Genomic DNA, 22,459 nt, shown 5'->3' on the forward strand with positions numbered 1-22,459 from the left:
GCTTATCTCCTTGACGCGATGCTAGGCGCCCCGCCAAACTATATGCAAGTGGTTATAACCGGTTGGGGACTTTTCCTATGGAGCGATCCTTCGCGAAGGAGGTGTCCCTTCTCCGCCTGGGCGAGGGCGAGATCTTCGAGGGCGAGGGCATCCTCGCCATCACCAAGGCCCTGCTCGAATCCGGCGTTTCCTACGTCACGGGCTACCAGGGCGCGCCCGTCTCCCACCTGATGGACGTGTTCAGCGACGCCAAGCCCCTGCTGGACGAGCTCGGCGTCGTCTACGCCCCTGCCGCGAACGAGGCTGGCGCCGCCTCCATGCTGGCGGCCAGCATCAACTACCCCGTGCGCGGCTGCGCGGTGTGGAAGTCCACCGTCGGCACCAACGTCGCCTCCGACGCCCTCTCCAACCTCGCCTCCGCCGGCGTGGTCGGCGGCGTGGTGATGGTGGTCGGCGAGGACTACGGGGAGGGCGCCTCCATCATGCAGGAGCGCACCCACGCCTTCGCCATGAAGTCCTCCATGTGGCTGCTGGACCCGCGCCCGGACCACGAGAACCTCGTCCGCACCATCGGTCTCGCCTACGAGATGTCCGAGGCCTCCAACACCCCTGTTATGGTGGAGGTCCGCATCCGCGCCTGCCACCTGCGCGGCCGCTTCACCGCGCGCGACAACGTGCGGCCCAAGGTGAGCCTGCACAGCCCGCTCACCGAACCTGTCTTCGACTACGAGCGCGTGATCCTGCCCCCCAGCACCTATCGGCAGGAGAAGGACAAGATCGCCCGCCGCTTCCCCGCGGCCAAGCGCTTCATCGTGGAGCACGCGATGAACGAGCACCTGCCTGGGGATGTCGGCGACATCGGCATCATCGTCCAGGGCGGCCACGCCAACACGCTTCTCCGAAGCCTCGCCCGCCTGGGCCTCGCCGATGCCTTCGGCAACAGCCGCATCCCCATCCTCGTGCTGAACGTCACCTATCCCATCGTGGAGGAGGAGGTGACCGGCTTCTGTGCTGATAAGCGCGCCGTGCTGGTGGTGGAGGAGGGCAATCCCGAATACCTCGAGCAGGCCATCGGCCAGGCGCTGCGCGAGGCCTCCGTCCACACGAAGGTCCTTGGCAAGAAGTGCCTTCCCATGGCCGGCGAGTACACGGCCGAGGTGATGCTCGCGGGCGTCGCGAAGTTCATCGAGGGCTCCATGCCCGCCGGCATCGACATCGCCGCCGTCGCCCGCGTCGCGGCCGAGGTCGCGGCCCCCGCCGAGCGCGCCCGCGCCCTCATCGGCGCAGAGCTTCCCCAGCGCCCGCCTGGCTTCTGCACGGGTTGCCCCGAGCGCCCGGTCTTCGCGGCCATGAAGATCGTGCAGAACAAGGATGGCCCCGTCCACGTCGCCGCCGATATCGGCTGCCACTCCTTCGCGACGCTGCCGCCCTTCAACATGGGCAGCAGCATCCTCGGCTACGGCCTCGGCCTCTCCTCCGCCGCCGCTCTCGCGCCGCTCTTCGGCAAGAAGCGTACGATCACCGTGATGGGCGACGGCGGCTTCTGGCACAACGGCCTCTCCACCGGCGTCTCGGCGGCCGTGCAGAACGGCACGGACGGCGTGCTGATCGTCATGGATAACGGCTATTCCAGCGCGACCGGCCAGCAGGACATTCCCTCCTCCCGCGCGGAGAAGCGCGAGGGGCCGCGCATTCCCATCGAGACCGCGTTGCGCGCCATGGGTGTCACCTGGATCCGCACCCAAGGCACCTATGTCGTGAAGGATATGGTCCGCACCCTGCGCGAGGCGCTGACCACGAAAGAAGGCGGCCTGAAGGTCATCGTTGCCCAGCAGGAATGCCAGCTCGCCCGCCAGCGCCGCGTGAAGCCCGAATACGCCCGCGCGCTGAAGGCCGGGGAGCGCGTCGTCCGCACCCGCTACGGCGTGGACGCCACGACCTGCACGGGCGACCACTCCTGCATCCGCCTCTCCGGCTGCCCCTCCCTCACGCTGAAGGAGAACCCCGACCCGCTGCGGAGCGACCCGGTGGCGCATGTGAACCAGGATTGCGTCGGCTGCTCCCTCTGCGGCGAGGTGGCGGACGCGGCCCAGCTCTGCCCCTCCTTCTACCGTGCCGACATCGTCAGCAACCCGACGCGCGCCGACGCCCGCCGCCTGCGCTGGCGCGACGCCGTGATCGCCCGCCTGCAATCCTGGGCCGAACGCCGCGCCGAAGCGCGGGCGGCCGCATGACCCGCCCCCTCTCGATCCTCGTCTCCGCCATGGGCGGGGAGGGCGGCGGCGTGCTGACGGACTGGATCGTCGGCGCCGCCCAGCGCGCGGACCTACCGGTGCAGGGCACCTCCATTCCCGGCGTTGCCCAGCGCACCGGCGCCACCACCTACTACATCGAGATGTGGCCGGAGCCCTGGCCGACGCTGGCTGGCCGCCGGCCCGTCTTCGGCCTCGGCCCCTCGCCCGGCGACGTGGACGTGGTGATCGCGACCGAGTTGGTGGAGGCCGGCCGCTGCTGCGAGCGCGGCTTCGTCTCGCCGGACCGCACGACCCTCGTCGCCTCCACCCGCCGCGTCTTCGCGACGAGCGAGAAGTCCGCCATGGGCGACGGCCGCTTCGACGTGGCGCGCGTCATGCGCGCCATCCGCGAGATGCCGCGCCGCGCCCTGCTGGTGGACGCCTCGGCCGCCGAGGGGCAGGCGCTGAATGCCGTTCTCCTCGGCCGCATGGCCGCGAGCGGCGTGGTGCCCATTCCGCTCGACGCGCTCCGCGCCGCCATCGCCGCCGGCGTCGCGCCCGAGGCGAACCTGCGCGCCTTCGAGACGGGCTTGGCGCTGTCCGGCCCCCAGCCCGCCGCCGCTCCAGCGTCCGCACCGCGCGCCAGCCTGCCCGCGCTGCTGGCCGATGCCGCCGCCAGCCTGCCGCCGGAGGTGCTGGCGGTCGCCGACATCGCGCTCCCGCGCCTCGCCCGCTACCAGTCCGCCCGCTACGCCGCGACCTGGATGGAGCGGGTGCGCCGGGTGCTCGCGGCCGACCCCGCGCCCGGCGGCAACTGGCGCCTCTCGGCCGAGGTCGCGCGCCAGCTCACCCTCTGGATGGCCTATGAGGACGTGGTGCGGATCGCCCAGCACAAGTCGTCCGCCGCCCGCTTCGCCGAGATCCGCGCGGAGGTCCGCGCCCGCCCCGGCGAGCCCGTCACCGTCACCGAGCACATGAAGCCCGGCTGGGAGGAGGTCGCCTCCCTTCTCCCGCCTGCGCCCGGCCGCGCCCTGCTGCGCTGGGCCGAGCGCACGGGGCGGATCGAGGGCGGCATGTCCCTCCGCCTTCGCAGCACCACACTGTCCGGCTTCCTCCGCCTCTTCCTCCTCGCCCGTCTCCGTCCCTGGCGCCCCTTCACCCTCCGCTGGGCGGAGGAGGGGGCGGCGATCGAGGAATGGCTTGCCCGCGTCATCCAGGCGGCCGCGCGCGGGGACCACGCCCTGGCCATCGAGATCGCTGCCCTGCCGCGCCTGCTGAAGGGCTATGGCGAGACCTATCGCCGCGGCCGTCGGGCTTTCGCCGCCGTGATGAAGGGCGCGGTGGAGCCCGCCCTCGCCGGCCCCGCGGGCGATCCGCTCGCCGCCGGCCGCGTGGCCCGCGCGCGGGAGGCCGCGCTGGCCGATCCCGAGCACGCGGCGCTGCGCGGCGCGCTGGCGAACGCCTGATGCCGGCGCTCGACTCAATGGGAGGGGAAGAGGAGCCCGACCTCGTCCCCTTCCGCCTGAACCGCCTGATGGCCGCTTGGAACACGCGGCTGGAAGCCCTGCTGGCCGAGCGCGGCGCGGGCTTCGCCCAGTGGCGCGTGCTGATGGTGGCCGCCCGCGCCGGTCGGGCGCTGACCATCGTGGAACTCGCGGCCCATACCCTCGTGCCGCACTCCACCCTCTCGCGGCAGATCGCGGCGATGGAGCGGGACGGGCTTCTCCGCCGCGGCCGCCACGCCGCCGACGGGCGCGCCGTCTCGGTGGAACTCACCGCCCGCGGCCGTGCCCGCTACCGCGAGTGGCTGCCGCTGGCGCTGGAGGAAGCGGAAGCGGGCCTCGCGGCGCTGGACCCTGCGGAGCGTGCCCTTCTCCTCCGCCTCATCGACCGGCTGGAAGGGGCGGTCGCGCCCCCTCAGACGAGCGCGAGCATCGCCTGATGCACCGGACCCTCCGCCAGCGCATAGGCCGTGGCGAAGTGGTTCGTCCCCTCCAGCACGATCGGCTCGACTCCCAGAAGCTTCGCGAAATCCTGGGACTGCCGGATGAACTCCGGGCTCTCCGCGGTGCCGTAGGCGATCACCACGGGCGCCGCGATGCGCCGGACATGGTGCACGGGGCTCAACGCCATCGCCTCCGCCGCCTCCAGCGCCACATAGGCGCCACGCGCGGAGAGCAGCGCCGGCTCCAGGTCGTACAAGCCCGAGAGCAGCGTGACGGAGCGCAGCAGCGGCCCCACGCGCGGATCGGTCGCGACCACCGCCGCGACATGCGCGCCCGAGGAATGGCCGGAGAGGTGCAGCGGCCCGCGCGCCGCCGCCCAGAGGCAGGCCGCCACCACGTCCTCCACCATGTGCGGCAGGCGGAACTCCGGCAGCAGCCGGAAATCGGGCACGGCGACGTCCAGCCCGGCCGCGACCAGCGCGGGCGCGGCCATGCCCGCATCGGCGCGCGTCAGGCTCCGCCAGGCGCCGCCATGCACGTGCAGGTGGATGCCGCGCGCGGGCGGCTTGGCGCGATAGAGGTCGAGCAGCCCCGCCCCGGTGTCATACACCTCCGGCGGATGGGCCGCGCGCGCGGCGGCCGTGTCGGCGGCGTAGCGCGTGATCCAGTCGGCGGCGTCCTTTGCCCAGACCCGCTGATCATAGGCGGCATCGAGCCCCGCTTGATCGAGGTCGCGCCAGATCTTCGTGCCGGATGTCATGGCCGCCAGCTTGCTGTCAGCCTTTCCTCCGTCAATCCCCCGATTCCCACCACGCCAGAGAGAGGTCGCCCATGAACCGCCGCCACGCCCTCGCGCTGCTCGCAGCCGCCCCGCTCGCCCGACCCTGGGTGGCGCGGGCGCAGGCGAGCGAGGTGAACTTCCTCCTCCCTTCCATCCGCTTCCTCACGGCCTTCGCGCCCCACAACCTCGCGGAAGCCCGCGGCTACTACGCGGCAAACGGGGTAAAGCCGAACTTTATCACGCTGCGCGGCGGTGCGGCGGTGGCCACCCAAGTTGGCGCCGGCAATGCGCCCATGGGTGGCGGCATCGGGGACACGCCGATTATCGTGCGCCCGAATGGCGTGCCCGTACGCGCCGTGATGGCGCTCGGCGGCGGTGCGCTCGTCACCGTCGTCGCGCGCAAGGACCGCGGCATCAACAGCCTGCGCGATCTTCAGGGTAAGAAGATCAGCGTGCAGTCCGTGCAGGACACGACCTACTACTCGCTGATCGGCGCGATGGGCTCGGTCGGCCTCACGCCGCGCAGCGCCGAGATCCAGTCCCTCGGTCCCGCCGGCGTCTGGCAGGCCTTCGTCGCGGGCACCGTGGACGCCATGGCCGCCGTGCCCGACTGGATCGTGGACGCCGAAGCGGAGGGCGTGCCCGTCACGCGCCTCTCCAACCGCGGCAACACGCCGAGCATGGCCCAGGTCGTCATCGCCAGCGACAACGCGATCCGCGCGCAGAAGGAGCCGATCGCCGCCACCTGCCGCGCCCTGCTGCGGGCCCTGGCGGACCTGCAAGCGGACCCGGAAGCGGCCTCGGCCGACCTCGTCGCCTTCCTCGGCCGCAACGGCGCGCCCGTGCAGGCCCCGCGCGTGCTGGCGACGCTGAAGCTCTACAACGAGGGTGTCTATACCGACATGGCCGTGCCCGGCCGGGTGGACGAGGCCCGCATGGACCTCGTGCAGCGCTTCTACGTCGATGCCGGCATCATCCCGCGCGCCTCGCCGCTCGCGGACCTCTACACGCACGACCTGTTCGGCTGATCCGCGTGGTCGGGAGGGGCGGCGATCCCTCCCGCAGGCCGGCCTATTCCGCCGCCGTGCGCGCCTGCGCCCGGGCAAGGATGTCCTCGCGGGCGGTATGGTACCAGGGCCTCGTGGAATCCATCTCGATCGCCCGCGCGATGGCCACCTCGGCCTGGCCGATCTTGCCGCGGTCGCGCAGGAAGAGCGCCTGGCGATAGAAACTCTCGGCCGTCGCGTCGCCGCTATCGAGCAGTTGCGCGACGCGCGCCTCGACGGCATCGAGGTTCGTCCGCGCCGACTTCCAGATCGCAACCGCGCTGGGGAAGGCCTCGATGCGCTCGATATCCGGGCACTGCCGCGTCGCCACCTCCTGGAAGAAGCGGCCGAAATGGTCGGTCGGCGGGCACTCGGCCTTCCCGCGCCAATAGGAGGCGTTCGGCCCCACATGGGCGCTCAGGTCCTCGATCACATAGCAGCCGCCGGGGACGAGGTGGCGGAACATGTGCTCGAAGGTGAACATGATGTCGTCGGCCTGGTGGGAGCCGTCGTCGATGATGATGTTCGGCCGCGTCCAGCGCGCCACCTCGTCGAGGAAGGCCGCATCCGTCTGCGAGCCGATGACGACCTCGATCCCCTCCGCGGCGTGCCTGAGGCAGTCCCGGTCGATGTCGAGGCCGACGATCCGCGCGCGGGAGAAGAACTGCCGCCAGGTGCGCAGCGAGGCGCCGTCAAAGACGCCGATCTCCACGAGCGTGATCGGGTCGTGCTGCCAGGGGGCGAAGAGCCGCTCGTAGTGCTTCAGGTAGCCGTGGCAGACGGACGACTTGTCCGTTCCCTGGACGATGCCGAGGTCGTCGAGTGACAACATGTCCTGCGCGCCTTCGCCTTATGGCGGCGATTTCGTATCATTCGTTGCTAGAGGTGACAACATCGTGAGGTGGTCCCGCCGCCTCCTCAAGGCCGCTCCATCGAGACCCACCAGCGGAAGGACTGCGCGGCGCCCGGCGCGAGGGTGACGATGCCTGGTTTCGCCTTGAAATCGCCGTCCCATCCCATGGGCGCCGCCATGCCGCACCAGGGTTCAAGGCAGAGGAACCCCGCGCCGCCCGGCTTCGACCAGAGGCCGAGGTCGCCGTAGCCCTCCCATCCCATCTCGAGCGCCGCCCCCGGCGCCTCCAGGCGGAGGCGGCGGCCCGGGAAGTCAGGCAGCACGATCGCGTCGGCATCGAAGAGGCCGGGATGCAGCGGCAGCCGGCCGCCGGGCAGGGGAATGCTCTCGGCCGCGTCCAGCAGCCCGCCCGTCAGCCGCCGGGCTGAGAGGAAGTCCAGCTCCGCCCCGGGGAAGGCCAGGGCGTGATCCCCCTGTGCGGCCGTGCCGGGCAGCGGCCAGGCGAAGGCCGGATGGGCGCCGAGGCTGAAGGGCAGGCGCCCCGGCCCAGGATTCGAGACGGTGGCGGTGCAGGCCAGCCGCCCTTCCGCCACCGTCCATTCGAGGTCGAGGACGAAGGCGAAGGGATAGGCCGCGAGCGTCGCCGCATCCGCCTCCAGACGCAGCGCGCAGCCATCGGGTGCGCGCCGCCGCCAGGTGAAGCGCCGGTCGCGCGCGAAGCCGTGCTGGGTCAGCCGGTAGGCACGGCCCTCGTGGCGCAGCGTGTCGCCGGGCAGGCGCCCAACGATGGGGAAGAGCACCGGTGCGTGGCGCGGCCATTCGGGCCCTGCGCCCCAGAGCCACTCCCCGCCCGCGGCGTCGCGGAGCGAGCGCAACTCCGCCCCCTCCGCCGAGACGCTGGCCAGGAGACGGGAGTCGCCGAAGCGGTGAAGGTCGGTCATGCGCCAGGGATCGCCCGTCGGTGGCAGCCACGCAAGCGCGGGGACGCAACCCCGCCCCGCCGCGCGCGTCCCTGTCACAAAGCGCTGTTGCAGCCGCTGTGACAGACCCTGGGAGACGCCATGCTGCAAGTCCTGCCCGCCGGCTTCGGCCGCCTCCTCTCTCGCATGCGGCCCGGCATCAATGCCCTGCTCTTCGCGGGGGTGAACGTGCCGGCGGTGATCGAGGTGACGAGCCCCGCCTTCGTGCAGGGCGGGATCATCCCTGCTCTCTACACGGCGGACGGTGCGGGCCTCTCCCCACCGATCGCCTGGCGCGGCCTGCCCGAGGACGCCGCCGCCCTGATGCTGGTGGTGGAGGACGCCGACAGCCCGACGCCCCGTCCGCTAGTGCACGCGATCGCCACGCGCCTGCCCGTCCAGGGGCCGGGCCTTGCCGCGGGCGACCTGACGAGTATTTCCGGCGTGGGGATGGGGCGGAACTCGTATTTCCGGACGGACTGGCTGCCGCCCGACCCGCCACCTGGCCACGGGCCGCACCGATACGCGTTTCAGATCTTCGCGCTCAGGCGCCGGCCGGAAGGCCTGGGGGAGAACCCCGGCCGCGGCGCCGTCCGCGCCGCGCTGGGGAAAGGGGTGGTCGCGAAAGGCTGCCTAATCGGCGTCTATGCGCGACCCGCGTCGCGATCCCTCGGCCGTATCAGCCGAGGATCTCGCTGACGATCTGGCGGATCTCCGCCTCGCTCAGCGTTCCCGCCGGCACCGCCGGGGGGAGGGAGGCCGGCTGGTGCTGTGCCGGCCGATCGTTCTTCTGGATCAACACTTCTTCTTTCTTCATTATCGCCCCGCGCCGCATCGCTGCGCCGCCAGGCAGGTCATGGGCATGCCCCGTGTCCCCTGAAGGTCTGGGGATTGCCCCTTGCATTCTCGCGGTGGTCGGATGACCGCCGCGGCCACGGTCCGGCGCTGCCGGCCGGCCCATCCCGCCGCAGGGTAGCGGCGGGTGGGTGAACAAGCCGTATCGGCCGGTCTGGTTTCTCGCCGGCCGTCCCGATGGAGGAGGCCGGAAAGAAAAGAGGCGCCGCCGGGTCCCTCGACCCCGCGACGCCCCGAACTGGCGAAAGCGCGTGCCGCGCTCCGCCCCGCAACCGCCCCGGGCTCAGCCCATCTGCAGGTTGGCGGCGGACATCTTGCCCTTCGGGTCCTTCTGGACCTCGAAGGAGAGCTTGTCGCCCTCGTTCAGGCCGCGCAGGCCCGCGCGGGTGACATCCGAGATGTGGACGAACACGTCCTTGGAGCCGTCATCCGGCTGGATGAAGCCATAGCCCTTGGTCGCATTAAACCACTTCACGGTTCCGGTCGGCATCGGTCGCGTATCTTTCGAGAGAGGTTGCCCCGCGGGCCGGTCCCGACGAGGAGCCAGGAACCGGCGGGGAGCGGGCCCGGTCACCCCGTGAGAGGGCGAGGAAAGCGTCCGAACCAGCGTGGCAGGGTTGAGGTGGTGTCCGAATGAACGGATTGCAACCACCCCGGCTCCGGCCGGATTAGCCCTTGTTAAAGACCATGTGGCGATCTCCGCGGGTGCCGCGCCTGATAGGCCGATCAGCCTTTGCCCGCGGCCCGTTTTCCCCTGGCCTTCGGCGGGCGAAGGGGCCATATAGCGGCCCGCCGGGCTTGGCCTCCATGGTCCAGCCCGCCCTCCGCGTATGCGGTGGGCTGACAGGAACGGCCACGCCGCGGCGTTTCCGGCCACATGGACCCCCGTCGCGCAGACCTGGCGCGCGGACCCCATGCCGCCCGAAGCGCCGGGGACCCCCAAGCCCGAAGTGCGGGCCAGAGGGGCGCAGACACCCTTCATCCCATCCGCGTCGCAACACCGTCCCGCCAGGCAATCCGGCCCGGCGGGGCCGACAGGATGCACGCATGTTCGATAACTACTACCGCAAGGACATCGAGTGGGGCGGCAAGACGCTGACCCTCGAGACCGGTAAGGTGGCCCGCCAGGCCGACGGCGCCGTGATGGCCCGCCTGGGCGACACCATCGTCCTCTGCACGGTGGTTGGCGCCCGCAACGTCAAGCCGGGCCAGGACTTCTTCCCGCTGACCGTCAACTACCAGGAAAAGGCCTTTGCGGCCGGCAAGATTCCGGGTGGCTTCTTCAAGCGCGAGGGCCGTCCCTCCGAGAACGAGACCCTCGTCTCCCGCCTCATCGATCGCCCGATCCGTCCGCTCTTCCCGGAGGGCTTCCGCAACGAGGTCCAGGTGGTCGCGACCGTGTTGTCGCACGACCTCGAGAACAACCCCGACATCGTCTCCATGGTCGGCTGCTCCGCGGCCCTGACCCTCTCGGGCATCCCCTTCTTCGGCCCGATCGCCGGCGCCCGCGTGGGCTATGCCGGGGGTGAGTACATCCTCAACCCGACGCTCGAGCAGGTGAAGACGAGCGAGCTCGACCTCGTCGTCGCCGGCACAGCCGAGGGCGTGCTGATGGTCGAGTCCGAGGCGAAGGAGCTCTCCGAGGCCGTGATGCTCGGCGCCGTCGAGTTCGGCCACAAGTCCTTCCAGCCGGTCATTCAGGGCATCATCGAGCTGGCCGAGCGCGCGGCCAAGGAGCCCTGGCCGCTGGCCGAGGTGTCCGATGCCGAGAAGGCGCTCAAGGCCCGCATCGCCGAACTCGGCGCCGCCGACATGGCCGAGGCCTACAAGGAGACGCTGAAGCAGGCCCGCTACGCCAAGGTCGGCGCGGTGAAGAAGTCCATCGTCGAGAAGCTGGAGGCCGAGGGCCACGACGTCGCCGCCGCCAAGGGCCTGCTCAAGGACCTCGAGGCGAGCGTCGTCCGGAACACGATCCTCGACACCGGCATCCGCATCGACGGCCGCGACACGAAGACCGTGCGCCCGATCGTGGCCGAGGTTGGCGTGCTGCCCCGCGCCCACGGCTCCGCGCTGTTCACGCGCGGCGAGACCCAGGCCTTCTGCGTGGCCACTCTCGGCACCGGCCAGGACGAGCAGATCATCGACGCACTCCCGGGCGAGTACCGGGAGAACTTCATGCTGCACTACAACTTCCCTCCCTACTCGGTGGGCGAGACCGGCCGCATGGGCTCGCCCGGCCGGCGTGAGATCGGCCATGGCAAGCTTGCCTGGCGCGCGATCCACCCGCTGCTGCCGGAGAAGGAGAAGTTTCCCTACACGATCCGCGTCGTCTCCGAGATCACGGAGAGCAACGGCTCCTCCTCCATGGCCACCGTCTGCGGCACCTCGCTGTCGCTGATGGACGCGGGCACGCCCCTCAAGCGCCCCTGCGCCGGCATCGCCATGGGCCTCATCAAGGAGGAGAAGGGCTTCGCCGTGCTGTCCGACATCCTCGGCGACGAGGACCACCTCGGCGACATGGACTTCAAGGTGGCCGGTTCCGAGCAGGGCATCACCGCCCTGCAGATGGACATCAAGATCACCTCCATCACCTTCGAGATCATGCGCATCGCGCTCGATCAGGCGAAGGACGGGCGGATCCACATCCTCGGCGAGATGGCCAAGGGCCTCTCGGGCTCGCGCGGCGAGGTGGCGGCCAACGCGCCCCGCATCACCGTGATCAACGTGCCCAAGGACAAGATCCGCGAAGTGATCGGCACGGGCGGCAAGGTGATCCGCGAGATCGTCGAGCAGACCGGCACGAAGATCGACATCGAGGACGACGGCACGATCAAGATCGCGTCCTCCAGCCCCGAGGCGACCCAGGCCGCCATCGACCGGATCAAGGGCATCACGGCCGAGGCCGAGGTGGGCGTGATCTACAACGGCACCGTCGTGAAGGTCGCCGATTTCGGTGCCTTCGTGAACTTCCTCGGCGCCAAGGACGGCCTCGTCCACATCTCCGAGCTGGCGCAGGACCGCGTGGCCCGCACGGGCGACATCGTCTCCGTCGGCGACAAGGTGAAGGTGAAGGTCATTGGCTTCGACGACCGCGGCAAGGTGAAGCTGTCCATGCGGACGGTGGACCAGGCCTCGGGCGCCGACATCACCGAGCAGGTCGGCGCCAAGCGTCCCCGCCCCGAGGGCGAGGAAGGCGGCGAAGGCCGTGAGCGGGGCCCGCGCCGCGAGCGTGGCGACCGCGATGGGTACCGTGGTGACCGGGGCGGCGACCGCGCCCCCCGCCGTCGCGAGGACTAAAGGAAACGACGGGGCGGGACCAAGGTTCCGCCCCTGTTTCATCCCCTAAAACATTGCCCTGATCGTGCCGGAAGGACTGTTCCTTTCCACCGGCCGACGCCATATGGGCGCCTCCCGCTTAACCCATGTTTGTCCCCGTTCCAGGAACACCCCGGCTGTGAAGGCGATCAACACCATCCGCATGGGCGGTGCCGACGTTCTCCCCCTCGTCGAGGGCGGCAAGGGCGTCTCCGCGTCGAACGGCGCCTCTGCCGGCAACTGGGCCGCGGAAGGCGGCGTCGGAACCTTTTCCGCGGTCAACGCAGACAGCTACGACGCCCAGGGGCGCATCATTCCCCAGGAATACCACGGCAAGACCCGGCGCGAGCGGCACGAGGAGCTGGTCGCCTACGGGATCGCCGGCGGCATCGCCCAGGCGCGCGAGGCCTATGAGCGCTCGAACGGCAAGGGCCGCGTCCACGCCAATATCCTTTGGGAGATGGGCGGGGCGGAGCGCGTGGCGCGCGGGATGCTGGAGGGCGCGCGCGGCCTCATCAATGGCATCACCTGCGGCGCCGGCATGCCCTATCGCCTGGCCGACATCGCGCGCGAGTACCGCGTGCACATCTACCCCATCGTCTCCTCCTCCCGTGCCTTCTCCGCGCTGTGGAAGCGCGCCTATTCGAAGGCCAGCGAGTGGCTGGGCGGCGTGGTCTACGAGGATCCCTGGCTGGCCGGCGGCCACAACGGCCTCTCCAACTCCGAGGACCCGCGCAAGCCCGAGGCGCCCTATGCCCGCGTGCTGAAGCTGCGCCAGCAGATGCGCGAGTTCGGCCTCGGCGACGTGCCGATCATCATGGCCGGCGGCGTCTGGTGGCTCGAGGAGTGGGAGGACTGGATCGACAATCCCGAGCTGGGACCGATCGCCTTCCAGTTCGGCACCCGCCCGCTGGTGACGCGCGAGAGCCCGATCCCCGATGCCTGGAAGCAGCGCCTGCTGACGCTCAAGCCCGGCGACGTGTCCCTCCAGAACTTCTCCCCCACCGGCTTCTACAGCAGCGCGGTGCGCAACGACTTTCTGCGCGAGCTGGAGGGGCGCAGTCACCGTCAGGTGGCCTATACCGTGCAGCCCGTGGGCGAGCACTCCGCGACTTATGGCGTGGGGCCGCGCAAGCGCCCCGTCTACCTCGTGCCCGCCGACCTCGAGCATGTCCGCCAGTGGGAAGCCGAGGGCCATACCGAGGCGCTGCGCACCCCCGACGACACGCTCATCTTCGTGACGCCCGAGACCAGCCGGCAGATCGTGGCCGACCAGATCGCCTGCATGGGCTGCCTCTCACAGTGCCGCTTCTCCAACTGGGCGCAGCACACCGACGATCACTCGAACGGCAAGAAGGCCGATCCGCGCTCCTTCTGCATCCAGAAGACGCTCCAGGACATCGGCCATGGCGGCGACCCCGAGCACAACCTTATGTTCGCCGGCCACAACGCTTACCGCTTCGCGCAGGATCCCTTCTACTCCAACGGCTTCATCCCGACCGTGAAGGAACTCGTTGGCCGGATCATGACTGGCCGCTGAGCGAGCGTCGGCCCTCCAAAGGCCCGTTCCCCTTGATGGGGAACGGGCCTTTTTCGTGCGCTTCGCCGGAGAGTGATGGCAGGTTGCCGGGGCTCCCGCTGACATTCTCGCCAGAAGCGCCCTAGCTTTGTGTCGATCGGCCCGTTGGGGCCGAAGGAACAGAGGCAGCGATGCTGGAACTCAACATCAACGGCCAGACGAAGCAGGTGGACGCCGAGGGCGACACGCCGCTGCTCTGGGTGCTCCGCGACACGCTCGGCATGACAGGCACGAAATACGGCTGCGGCATCGCCCAGTGCGGGGCCTGCACGGTGCTGGTGGACGGCAACGCCACCCGCTCCTGCGTCACCCCCGCCGAGAGCGTCGTCGGCGCCCAGGTGACGACCATTGAGGCGATGGAGAGCGATCCGGTCGGCGCCAAGATCGTCGAAGCTTGGGTCGCCGGTCAGGTGGCCCAGTGCGGCTACTGCCAGTCCGGCCAGGTGATGGCCGCGACCGCGCTGCTGAAGGCGACGCCCAAGCCGACGGACGAGGACATCGCCGCGGCCATGACCAATCTCTGCCGCTGCGGCACCTACAACGCCATCGCCGCCGCCGTGCGGCAGGCCGCGACGGCCTGAAGGGTGCGCATCATGGATGGCATGAATCTCCCCGGCACCGAGGCGTTTCTCGGCACGACGGTCACGATCCCCGAGCGGGGCGTCGCCAATCTCTCCCGCCGCGGCCTCTTCGGCATCGGCGCGGGCGCGCTTCTGCTTGGCACGATGGTCCGCGCCCGCACCGCCCGCGCGCAGGGCGAGGGCATGGCTGCGGTGGCTCCCCGTCCGGGCACCAAGGTCCCGGCCTTCCTCGAGATCCGCAACGACGGCAAGGTGCGGCTGCTCTCGCCTTTCGTGGAGGGCGGGCAGGGCATCGCGACGGCCATGGCGCAGATCGTCGGCGAGGAGCTGGACGTCGACCCCGCCAACTTCATCGTGGACTGCGCCCCGCCCGGCGCCGACTACCTCATCGTCAACGGCCGGCGCCTGACGGGCGGCAGCCTCTCGGTCCGCTCCAGCTACGACACCATGCGCCAGCTCGGCGCCACCGCGCGCAACCTGCTCGTCCGCGCCGCCGCCGCGCGGCTGGACGTGCCGGAGGGTGAGCTGGCCACCGAGCCCGGCCGCGTGATCCACAAGGCATCGAACCGCAGCCTCGCCTACGGCGAGCTGGCCGAGGCCGCGATGAAGCTGCAGCCGAGCGAGGTTGCCGCGCTGCGCGATCCCGCGACTTTCCGCTGGATCGGCAAGCCCGTGCCGCGGCTGGACGCGCGCGACAAGTCCACGGGGCGCGCGCAGTACGGCATCGACCTCACGGTCGAGAACATGCTCCAGGCGAGCGTGATCCACGCGCCGCGCCTAGGTCAGGAGCCGGGCGAGATCGCGAACGAGGCCGAGGTGCGGGCCATGCCCGGCGTGCATTCCGTCCACAAGCTGCCCGGCGCCGTCGCCGTGCTGGCGAATAGCTGGTGGCGCGCCCGCACGGCCTCGGAGGCGCTGAACGTCACCTGGGCCGAGGGCCGGCACGACCGCGCCTTGCCCGCCGACTTCTCCTCGGCGGGGATGCTGGCCACGCTGCGCGCGGAGAAGGGCGCCGGCAGCCCCGCGGAGGAGAGCGGCAACTTGGCCGACGCCTTCGCGGGCGCCAGCAAGACGATCGAGGCCGAGTACGACGCCCCCTACCTCGCCCACGCGCAGTTGGAGCCGCCCTCCACCATCGCGCGCTTCAACGAGGACGGCACGCTGGAACTCTGGATGCCTAACCAAGCGCCGGAGGTCTTCCAGGATCTCGCCGCCAAGGCGGCCGGGCTCGATGCCTCCAAGGTGAAGGTCCACTCGCCGATCCTCGGCGGCTTCTTCGGCCGCCACTTCACCTACGACGCCGCCGCGCCCTACCCGCAGGCCATCGCCCTTGCGAAAGCCGTGAACCGACCGGTGAAGGTGATCTGGAAGCGCGAGGAGGAGTTCCTGCGCGACGCCTTCCGGCCCATGGGCTTCGTGCGCTTCAAGGGCGCGGTGGGGGCGGACGGCATGCCCGTCGCGCTCCAGGCCGCGGCGGTGGGGGAGGGGCCCATCGGCCGCTACTTCGCCGCCAACGCCCCCGTCGATCCCTCGATGGTCGAGGGCATCGCCGGCAAGCCCTACGCGATCGGCGCGAAGCGGGTGGACTGCGTGAAGGTGCGCCAGCCGCCGGTCATCGCCTTCTGGCGCTCGGTCGGCCACTCGATGAACGACTTCTTCTACGAGTCCTTCCTTGACGAGCTGGCCACCGCTGGCGGCAAGGACCCCTTCGAGATGCGGCTGTCGATGCTGAAGGACAGCCCGCGCCACGCGACGCTGCTGCGCGCCGTGGCCGATCTTTCAGGCGGCTGGAAGCGCGGTCCCTTCGATGCCGAGGGCGGCAAGCGCGCCCGCGGCGTCGCCATGGCCTCGCCCTTCGGCTCGGAGGTCGCGACCATCGCCGAGGTCTCCATCACCGACGGCGAGATCCGGGTGCATGACCTCTGGATCGCGATCGACCCGGGCCGGGCCGTGAACCCCGGCCTGATTGAGGCGCAGGTGCAATCTGCGGCCGCCATCGGCCTCTCCTCGGCCCTGCTGGAGGAGGTGGTCTATGAGAACGGCGAGCCCCAGGCGCGGAACTTCGACGCCTACACCATCCTTCCCCATGCCCGGATGCCGCGGGTGCATGTGAAGGTGGTGGAGAGCGGCGCGGCGCTCGGTGGCGTGGGCGAGCCCGGTGTGCCCGGCGTGCCGCCCGCGGTGGCGAACGCGGTGGCCGCGCTCACGGGCCAGCGCATCCGCAGCCTGCCGATGTCCAAGACCCGGCTCGGCTCCGCCTAGCCGGCCTGGCGGGCGGGGAGGACTACTCCCCGCCCGTCAACGTCCCCTCCACCGCGCGGGCGACGGCGAGCAGTCGCCGGTCCCCGCCGTTCTCCCCCATCAGCATCAGCCCCACGGGAGCCTCGCCCGGCGTATGGCAGGGCAGGCTGATGGAGCAGCGGTCGAGGAAGTTCCCGACCGCCGTGTTCCGCAACAGCAGCAGGTTGATCCGGTTGAAGCTCTCCGCCGTGGACAGCTCCGCGATGGCGGGCGGCGTCAGTGGGCAGGTGGGGGCGACGATGGCGTCGAAGGGCGCCGTGCGCAGGGCGGTGGCCGCGATGATGCGTGCGCGCGCTGCCCCCAGTTCGATGAGGTCCGCCGCGCTCATCCCCGAGCCGCGCTCGATCCGCGCGAGGATAAGCGGGTCGTAGAGGTCCCGCGCGCGGGCGATCAGGTCTCGGTGCAGCGCCCAGGCTTCGGCCGCTGCGTAGCCCCCGGTGGCGTTGGCCGCAGGGATCTCCGCCAGTTCCGGCAAGGCCACGTCCATCAGCCGTGCCCCCGCCGCCTCCAGCCGCCGCAGCGCCAGCTCGAAGGCGGCGATGACGGCGGGAGCAAGCCCGTCGAAGAGCGAGGTGGAACTGGGCAGGCCGAGGCGTAGCCCGTCGAGGGAAGCGGCCGGTGGCGGAGCGGCATCCTCATCCCCCGCCATTACCGCGTCGAGGATGGCGCAGCAGGCGGCGGAGGGCGCGAGCGGCCCGATGCTGTCGAGCGTGGTGGAGAGCGGGAAGGCGCCCGCCAGCGGCACGCGCCGCGCGGTCGGCTTGAAGCCGGCGACGCCGCAGAGCGCGGCCGGCACGCGGCAGGATCCGCCGGTATCGGAGCCAATCCCGCCGAAGCCCATCCCGTCCGCCACCGCGACCGCGGCGCCGGAGGAGGAGCCGCCCGGCGCCCGCCTCGTCGCGCGGTCATAGGGCGAGAGGGGCGTGCCGTAATGCGGGTTGAGACCGGTGCCGGAGAAGGCGAACTCCACCATGTTCGTGCGCCCGAGCACGACAAAGCCCGCGCGTTGCAGCCGCGCGATGGCGGGCGCGGTCGCCGTTGCGGGCGGTGCGTCGCGCAGCGCGAGCGAGCCCGCGCGTGTCACCACGCCCGTCTGGTCGAAGAGGTCCTTGATGCTGATGGGAATGCCCGCATAGGGGCCTGGCGCACGGCCGGCGCGGCGGAGCGAATCCATCGCCCCCGCGGCCGTGCGCGCGGCTTCCGCCTGCACCTCGACGAAGGCGCGTGCGCCCTCGCCGGCAGGGTCCGCAATTCGGCCGAGGGCCTCCTCCACAAGCTGCGCGGCGGTGGTCCCACCATCGGCCAGGGCACGGGCGGCGGCGTCGATCGTCTTCATTGGTCGATGATGCGGCGCCCATGAAGGGACGGCAATGCGAGCAGCGTTGACAGCGGATGGCGGCTGGCAGCACGTTGCGAATAACCATTGGGTTACCGTCAAGGGGCCCCTGCGACATCGGGAGACTGTCCATGACCATCCACGCGCCTCGCCGCGCCCTGCTCCTGGGTGCGCTCGCCGCCCCCTTCATCGCCGGCCGCGCCTCCGCGCAGGCAGTTACGCTCCGCTCCGCCGACGTCCACCCGGATGGCTACCCGACGGTCGAGGCCGTGAAGTTCATGAGCAAGCAGGTCGAGGAGCGCTCGGGCGGGCGTCTCCGCATCCAGGTCTTCGGCTCCCGCCAGCTCGGCGAGGAGAAGGACACGCTGGAGCAGACACGCTTCGGGGTGATCGACCTCAACCGCGTGAACTCGGCAAGCCTCAACTCCCTCATCCCCGAGACGGTGATCCCTGGCCTGCCCTTCCTCTTCCGGGATGAGGCGCATATGCACCGCGTGCTGGATGGCGCGATTGGCGACGACATCATGTCCAGCGGGCCCCGCCACAACCTCATCCCGCTCGGCTACTATGACAGCGGCGCGCGCAGCTTCTACATGCGCACGAAGGCGATCCACGAGCCGGGCGACCTGCGCGGCCAGAAGGTCCGCGTGCAGGCCTCGGACATGTGGGTGGCGATGATGCGCGCCTTCGGAGCCAACCCCACGCCGCTGCCGACCGGTGAGGTCTATTCCGCCCTCCAGACCGGCGTGGTGGACGGGGCCGAGAACAACTACCCCTCCTACCAGTCCTTCCGGCACTTCGAAGTGGCGAAGTTCTACTCTGTCTCCGAGCACTCCATGGCGCCAGAGATCCTGGTCATGGCCAAGCGCTCCTACGACCGGCTGCCGAAGGAGCTGCAAGATATCCTGCGCCAGGCTGCGAAGGACAGCGTGCCGGAGATGCGCCGCCTGTGGCAGGCCCGCAGCGAGGAGGCCAAGGCCGCCGTCATCGCCGCCGGCGCCCAGATCAACACCATGGACAAGGGCCCCTTTGAGCGCGCCATGGGCCCGGTCTACGACCGCTTCGTGAGCGACGCCCGCATGAAGGGCATCGTCTCCCGCATCCGCGAGTCGACCTGATCGTGCTCGCCACCACTCAGCGCGGCTTCTCGGCCGCGCTGGACGCCATTTGCCGCGTCACCCTCTTCGTCGCTGCCTTCGCGCTGCTCGCGATGGTGGCGGTGGTGGCCTACGCCGTCTTCGGGCGCTTCGTCCTGAACGACACGCCTTCCTGGGCGGAGTCGGCCGCGATGATGCTGATGGCCTGGACCATCATGGGTGCCGCCGCCGTCGGCGTGCGGGAGGGCTTCCACATGGGCTTCGACACGCTGAAGACCCTGCTGCCCGCCCCGCTCGAACGGCTCTGCGACGTGGTGTCCGACCTCTGCATCACCGCCTTCGGCATCGGCATGGCTTGGTTCACCGGCCAGCTCGCGGCCGAGGTGGCCGACACCACCCTCCCCACCATCGGGCTCAGCGGCGCGGTGGAGTACCTGCCGCTCGTCCTCGGCGGCGTGCTCATCACCCTGTTCGGGATCGAGCGCCTCCTTGCCCACGCGGCCGGGATGCGGGCGCCGGCGGACATGCACCCCAAACCCATCCTGACCGACGCCTGACGCCAGCCGCAGCGCGGAAGAGAACGCCCCCATGGATATCGCGGTCCTGCTCGGCAGCTTCGCGCTGCTGTTGCTGATCGGCACGCCCGTCGCCTTCGCGCTGGGCATCGCCGCCTTCGTCACGGTGCTCTGGATGGACCTGCCGGCCATCGTGGTCTTCCAGCAGATCGCCTCCGGCATGAACATTTTCTCCATGCTGGCGATCCCCTTCTTCATCTTCGCCGGCGACCTGATGATGCGCGGCCAGATCGCCGACCGCCTCGTGGCGCTGGCGTCCGCCATGGTCGGGCACCTGCGCGGAGGGCTGGGCCAGGTGAACGTGGTCGCGGCGACGCTCTTCGGCGGCGTCTCGGGCTCGGCCGTCGCCGACGCCTCGGCCATCGGTGGCGTGATGATCCCGCAGATGCGCGCTCGTGGCTACGCGCCGGACTACGCAGTGAACGTCACCGCCAACGCGGCGCTGATCGACCTGCTGATCCCGCCCAGCCACAATATGATCCTCTACGTCATCGCCGCCGGCGGCGCGATCTCGGTGGCGGACCTCTTCACCGCGGGCCTCATCCCGGGCCTGCTGCTGATGCTGACCATCATGTTCGTCGCCTGGCTCGTCGCCGTCCGGCGCGGCTACCCGCGGGAGAGCTTTCCGGGCTGGTGGGCGCTGCTGCGCCTCGCCGTCGGCGCCATCCCCGGCTTGATGCTCATTGTCATCATCTTCGCCGGCGTTCGCTCGGGCATCTTCACCGCCACCGAGAGCGCCTGCGTTGCCGTGATCTACGCCCTGCTGGTCATCGGCCTCGTCTATCGCAGCCTCACCTGGGAGGCCTTCAAGGAGGCCGTCCTCGGCGCCTGCCGCACCACGGGGATGGTGCTGCTGATCATCGGCACGGCCTCCGCCTTCGGCTGGCTGATGGCGCTGATGCAGGTGCCCGCCGCGGCCGTCGCGATGATGAAGGGCATCACCTCCGACCCGCTGGCCATGCTGCTGCTGATCAACGTCGTCCTGCTGGTGCTCGGCACCTTCATGGACATGGCGCCGCTGATCATGATCGGCACGCCGGTCTTCCTGCCGGTGGCTGTGGCCGCCGGAATGGACCCCGTGCAGTTCGGCATCGTGCTGATCCTCAACCTCGGCATCGGCCTCATCACGCCGCCCGTAGGGCCGCTGCTCTTCGTCGCCTGCGCGGTCGGCAAGGTCTCCATGTGGGAGGCCACGCGCACGAGCGCGCCCTTCTACATCGCCAGCTTTGTCGTCCTGTTGGCCGTGACGTACATTCCCTGGCTCTCGCTCTGGCTCCCGTCCGTTTTCCGCTGAGGCCCTCATGACCGACAAGACACGCCCCGTCCTGCTCACCGGGGCGTCCGGCAACCTCGGCCGCGCGCTCGCGCCCGCGCTGGCAAGCGCCGGGTACAAGCTGCGGCTGACCGACATTGCCCCTTTTCCGGACGCGGTGCCGGAGGGCGCCGCCTTTACGAAGGCCGACCTCAACGACGGTCCGACGATCCTGCGCCTGGCCGAGGGCTGCCAGGCGATCCTGCATTTCGGCGGTGTCAGCACCGAGCAGGCCTTCGAGGTGGTGCTCGGCCCCAACATCCGCGGCCTCTACCACATCTACGAGGCCGCCCGGCGGGAGCGCGCCCGCGTCCTCTTCGCCAGCAGCAACCACAGCATCGGCTTCCACGAGCGCCCGGCCGGCAACGCGGAACTGCTGGAGGCCGACTGCGCCTTCCGCCCGGACGGCTTCTATGGCCTCTCCAAGGCCTATGGGGAGCTGATGGGCCGGCTCTACTGGGACAAGCACGGGGTGGAGAACCTCAACCTCCGCATCGGCTCCTCCTTCCCCGAGCCGGTTGACGCCCGGATGCTCTCCACTTGGCTTTCCTACGCCGACCTCGCGCGGCTGATGGAGCGTTTCCTGGAGGCCCCGCGCATCGGCCACGCGGTGGTCTGGGGCGCCTCGAAGAACCCTGCAACCTACTGGGGCGGCGACCACCGCAACCGCATCGGCTGGGAGCCGCAGGACACGGCCGAGGCCTTCCGCGACAAGGTCGGCGGCAAGGTCTCGGGCGACCCGGTGACGGAGCGCTACCAGGGCGGCGGCTACACCGCCATGGACTACACGCGGGAGAAGCCCTCGCCGAAGGACCAGTTCTCGCTGGACTAGGCGGGATGATCGAGATCGCCGGCGGCGAGTGGCGGGCCGGCCTGCTGCCCACGCGCGGCGGCGCCCTGGCCCGCCTCAGCCATGCGCGCGAGGACGTGCTCGTCCCCTTGCCCGAGGGCGCGGATCCCAACGACAGCTGGGCCGGTGCTTTCGTGATGCTGCCCTGGACGAACCGGCTGGACGAGGGGCGGCTGCCGCATCCGGGCGGCGTCGCGCATTTCCCCTGCAACCGCGTGGCCGAGCGCACCGCGCTGCACGGTCTCTCGCGCGAGCACGCCTGGGAGGTGGAGAGCACCGGGGCGGACCGCGCCGTGCTCGTGCAGCGGATCGATGCCGCGCCCTACCTCTACGTCGCGCGCATGGAGCTGCGGCTGGGGGCTGCCTTCCACCTCGCGCTGACGGTGACGAATGACGGGGCGGAGGGAATGCCCTTCGGCAGCGGCTGGCATCCTTTCTTCGTCCGCCCGGCCGGCACGCGCATCGCCTTCCGCGCGAGCGGCATGATCGAGCGCGACATCCGGAACCTTCCTGTTGGCCTCGCTGCCTCCGACGGCCTGGAGGGCGGCGAGGAGGCCTTCGCCGGGCTGGACACGCACTACACGGGCTGGGACGGCACGCTCCGGCTCGACCTCGGCGCGCGCGCCTTCGCGATGGCGGGCGAGGGTGCCTGGTCGCGCAACCTGCAGGTCTTCGCGCCACGCGGCGCGGGCGTGATCTGCGCGGAGCCCGTAAGCCACGTGCCGGACGTGGCGAACCGCCCCGACTTTGCACCCTTCGGCGACATGCGGCACCTCCCGCGCGGCGCCGCGGTCACAGGTAGCGTCTCGCTGCTGGCCGTGACGTGATGCAACCGGCAA

The 22,459-nt window shown here is 70.6% G+C and carries 19 protein-coding genes; 14 read left to right on the top strand and 5 right to left on the bottom strand.

The window, feature by feature from the left end; translation table 11 throughout:
* The first annotated feature begins 77 nt into the window (after nt 1-77).
* From D9599_RS14205 to D9599_RS14215, 3 genes are read left to right on the top strand one after another with little or no spacing between them, the layout of a single operon-like run.
* Nucleotides 78-2,234 carry an indolepyruvate ferredoxin oxidoreductase subunit alpha gene (locus D9599_RS14205; protein ID WP_198381883.1) on the top strand — a complete coding sequence of 719 codons (2,157 nt, stop codon included), beginning with the start codon at nt 78-80 and terminating at the stop codon, nt 2,232-2,234.
* Nucleotides 2,231-3,700, top strand: coding sequence for an indolepyruvate oxidoreductase subunit beta family protein (locus tag D9599_RS14210; RefSeq protein WP_198381884.1), 1,470 nt, complete (start codon nt 2,231-2,233; stop codon nt 3,698-3,700). The genes D9599_RS14205 and D9599_RS14210 overlap by 4 nt, the downstream gene beginning before the upstream one ends.
* A complete protein-coding gene (locus tag D9599_RS14215) occupies nt 3,700-4,176 on the top strand; it encodes a MarR family winged helix-turn-helix transcriptional regulator (RefSeq protein ID WP_198381885.1) in 477 nt (158 codons plus the stop codon). Before D9599_RS14210 ends, D9599_RS14215 begins: the two co-directional genes overlap by 1 nt.
* Here D9599_RS14215 and D9599_RS14220 read toward each other — a convergent pair.
* On the bottom strand, nt 4,152-4,940 hold the full coding sequence (locus tag D9599_RS14220) for an alpha/beta hydrolase (protein WP_198381886.1): 789 nt from the start codon (nt 4,938-4,940) through the stop codon (nt 4,152-4,154). The two genes, D9599_RS14215 and D9599_RS14220, sit on opposite strands and share 25 nt — an antisense overlap.
* A gap of 71 nt (nt 4,941-5,011) precedes the next feature.
* Between D9599_RS14220 and D9599_RS14225 the strand changes: the two genes are divergently transcribed.
* On the top strand, nt 5,012-5,989 hold the full coding sequence (locus D9599_RS14225) for an ABC transporter substrate-binding protein (protein ID WP_198381887.1): 978 nt from the start codon (nt 5,012-5,014) through the stop codon (nt 5,987-5,989).
* 43 nt (nt 5,990-6,032) lie between these two features.
* On the opposite strand, the gene D9599_RS14230 is transcribed toward D9599_RS14225, so the two are convergent.
* Both D9599_RS14230 and D9599_RS14235 read right to left on the bottom strand, forming a co-directional pair.
* Nucleotides 6,033-6,839, bottom strand: coding sequence for a class I SAM-dependent methyltransferase (locus D9599_RS14230; protein ID WP_198381888.1), 807 nt, complete (start codon nt 6,837-6,839; stop codon nt 6,033-6,035).
* Between the two features lie 86 nt (nt 6,840-6,925).
* Nucleotides 6,926-7,801: an aldose 1-epimerase family protein gene (locus D9599_RS14235; protein ID WP_198381889.1), complete on the bottom strand. Its 876-nt coding sequence runs from the start codon at nt 7,799-7,801 to the stop codon at nt 6,926-6,928.
* A 120-nt stretch (nt 7,802-7,921) separates the two neighbouring features.
* On the opposite strand from D9599_RS14235, the gene D9599_RS14240 reads away from it, so the two are divergent.
* Nucleotides 7,922-8,518, top strand: a complete 597-nt coding sequence (locus D9599_RS14240; RefSeq protein ID WP_198381890.1) for a YbhB/YbcL family Raf kinase inhibitor-like protein — start codon at nt 7,922-7,924, stop codon at nt 8,516-8,518.
* A 439-nt stretch (nt 8,519-8,957) separates the two neighbouring features.
* Here D9599_RS14240 and D9599_RS14245 read toward each other — a convergent pair whose 3' ends face one another.
* The gene (locus tag D9599_RS14245) at nt 8,958-9,164 is read right to left on the bottom strand and encodes a cold-shock protein (protein WP_043830510.1); all 207 of its coding nucleotides are present in this window, start codon (nt 9,162-9,164) and stop codon (nt 8,958-8,960) included.
* Between the two features lie 557 nt (nt 9,165-9,721).
* On the opposite strand from D9599_RS14245, the gene pnp reads away from it, so the two are divergent.
* The 4 genes from pnp to D9599_RS14265 all read left to right on the top strand — a co-directional run bounded on the left by pnp (nt 9,722) and on the right by D9599_RS14265 (nt 16,411).
* Complete coding sequence (gene pnp, locus D9599_RS14250) at nt 9,722-11,971, top strand: polyribonucleotide nucleotidyltransferase (protein WP_198381891.1); 2,250 nt, start codon at nt 9,722-9,724, stop codon at nt 11,969-11,971.
* 157 nt (nt 11,972-12,128) lie between these two features.
* Entirely contained in the window at nt 12,129-13,529 is a 1,401-nt protein-coding gene (locus tag D9599_RS14255; RefSeq protein ID WP_198381892.1) for a nitronate monooxygenase family protein, read from the top strand.
* 170 nt (nt 13,530-13,699) lie between these two features.
* Nucleotides 13,700-14,149 carry a (2Fe-2S)-binding protein gene (locus D9599_RS14260; RefSeq protein WP_198381893.1) on the top strand — a complete coding sequence of 150 codons (450 nt, stop codon included), beginning with the start codon at nt 13,700-13,702 and terminating at the stop codon, nt 14,147-14,149.
* Between the two features lie 12 nt (nt 14,150-14,161).
* Nucleotides 14,162-16,411, top strand: a complete 2,250-nt coding sequence (locus D9599_RS14265) for a molybdopterin cofactor-binding domain-containing protein (RefSeq protein WP_198381894.1) — start codon at nt 14,162-14,164, stop codon at nt 16,409-16,411.
* A gap of 22 nt (nt 16,412-16,433) precedes the next feature.
* On the opposite strand, the gene D9599_RS14270 is transcribed toward D9599_RS14265, so the two are convergent.
* The gene (locus tag D9599_RS14270) at nt 16,434-17,786 is read right to left on the bottom strand and encodes an amidase (protein ID WP_198381895.1); all 1,353 of its coding nucleotides are present in this window, start codon (nt 17,784-17,786) and stop codon (nt 16,434-16,436) included.
* A 131-nt stretch (nt 17,787-17,917) separates the two neighbouring features.
* On the opposite strand from D9599_RS14270, the gene D9599_RS14275 reads away from it, so the two are divergent.
* The 5 genes from D9599_RS14275 to D9599_RS14295 are packed head-to-tail and all read left to right on the top strand — an operon-like array spanning nt 17,918 to nt 22,447.
* On the top strand, nt 17,918-18,904 hold the full coding sequence (locus D9599_RS14275) for a TRAP transporter substrate-binding protein (RefSeq protein ID WP_198381896.1): 987 nt from the start codon (nt 17,918-17,920) through the stop codon (nt 18,902-18,904).
* Nucleotides 18,905-18,906: 2 nt separating this feature from the next.
* Nucleotides 18,907-19,440, top strand: a complete 534-nt coding sequence (locus tag D9599_RS14280) for a TRAP transporter small permease (protein ID WP_198381897.1) — start codon at nt 18,907-18,909, stop codon at nt 19,438-19,440.
* A 31-nt stretch (nt 19,441-19,471) separates the two neighbouring features.
* Entirely contained in the window at nt 19,472-20,752 is a 1,281-nt protein-coding gene (locus D9599_RS14285; RefSeq protein WP_198381898.1) for a TRAP transporter large permease, read from the top strand.
* A 7-nt stretch (nt 20,753-20,759) separates the two neighbouring features.
* A complete protein-coding gene (locus D9599_RS14290) occupies nt 20,760-21,602 on the top strand; it encodes an NAD(P)-dependent oxidoreductase (RefSeq protein ID WP_198381899.1) in 843 nt (280 codons plus the stop codon).
* Nucleotides 21,603-21,607: 5 nt separating this feature from the next.
* Nucleotides 21,608-22,447: an aldose epimerase gene (locus D9599_RS14295; RefSeq protein WP_198381900.1), complete on the top strand. Its 840-nt coding sequence runs from the start codon at nt 21,608-21,610 to the stop codon at nt 22,445-22,447.
* Nucleotides 22,448-22,459 lie beyond the last annotated feature (12 nt).

Source organism: Roseomonas sp. KE2513 (assembly GCF_016107305.1).
GTDB lineage: Bacteria > Pseudomonadota > Alphaproteobacteria > Acetobacterales > Acetobacteraceae > Roseomonas.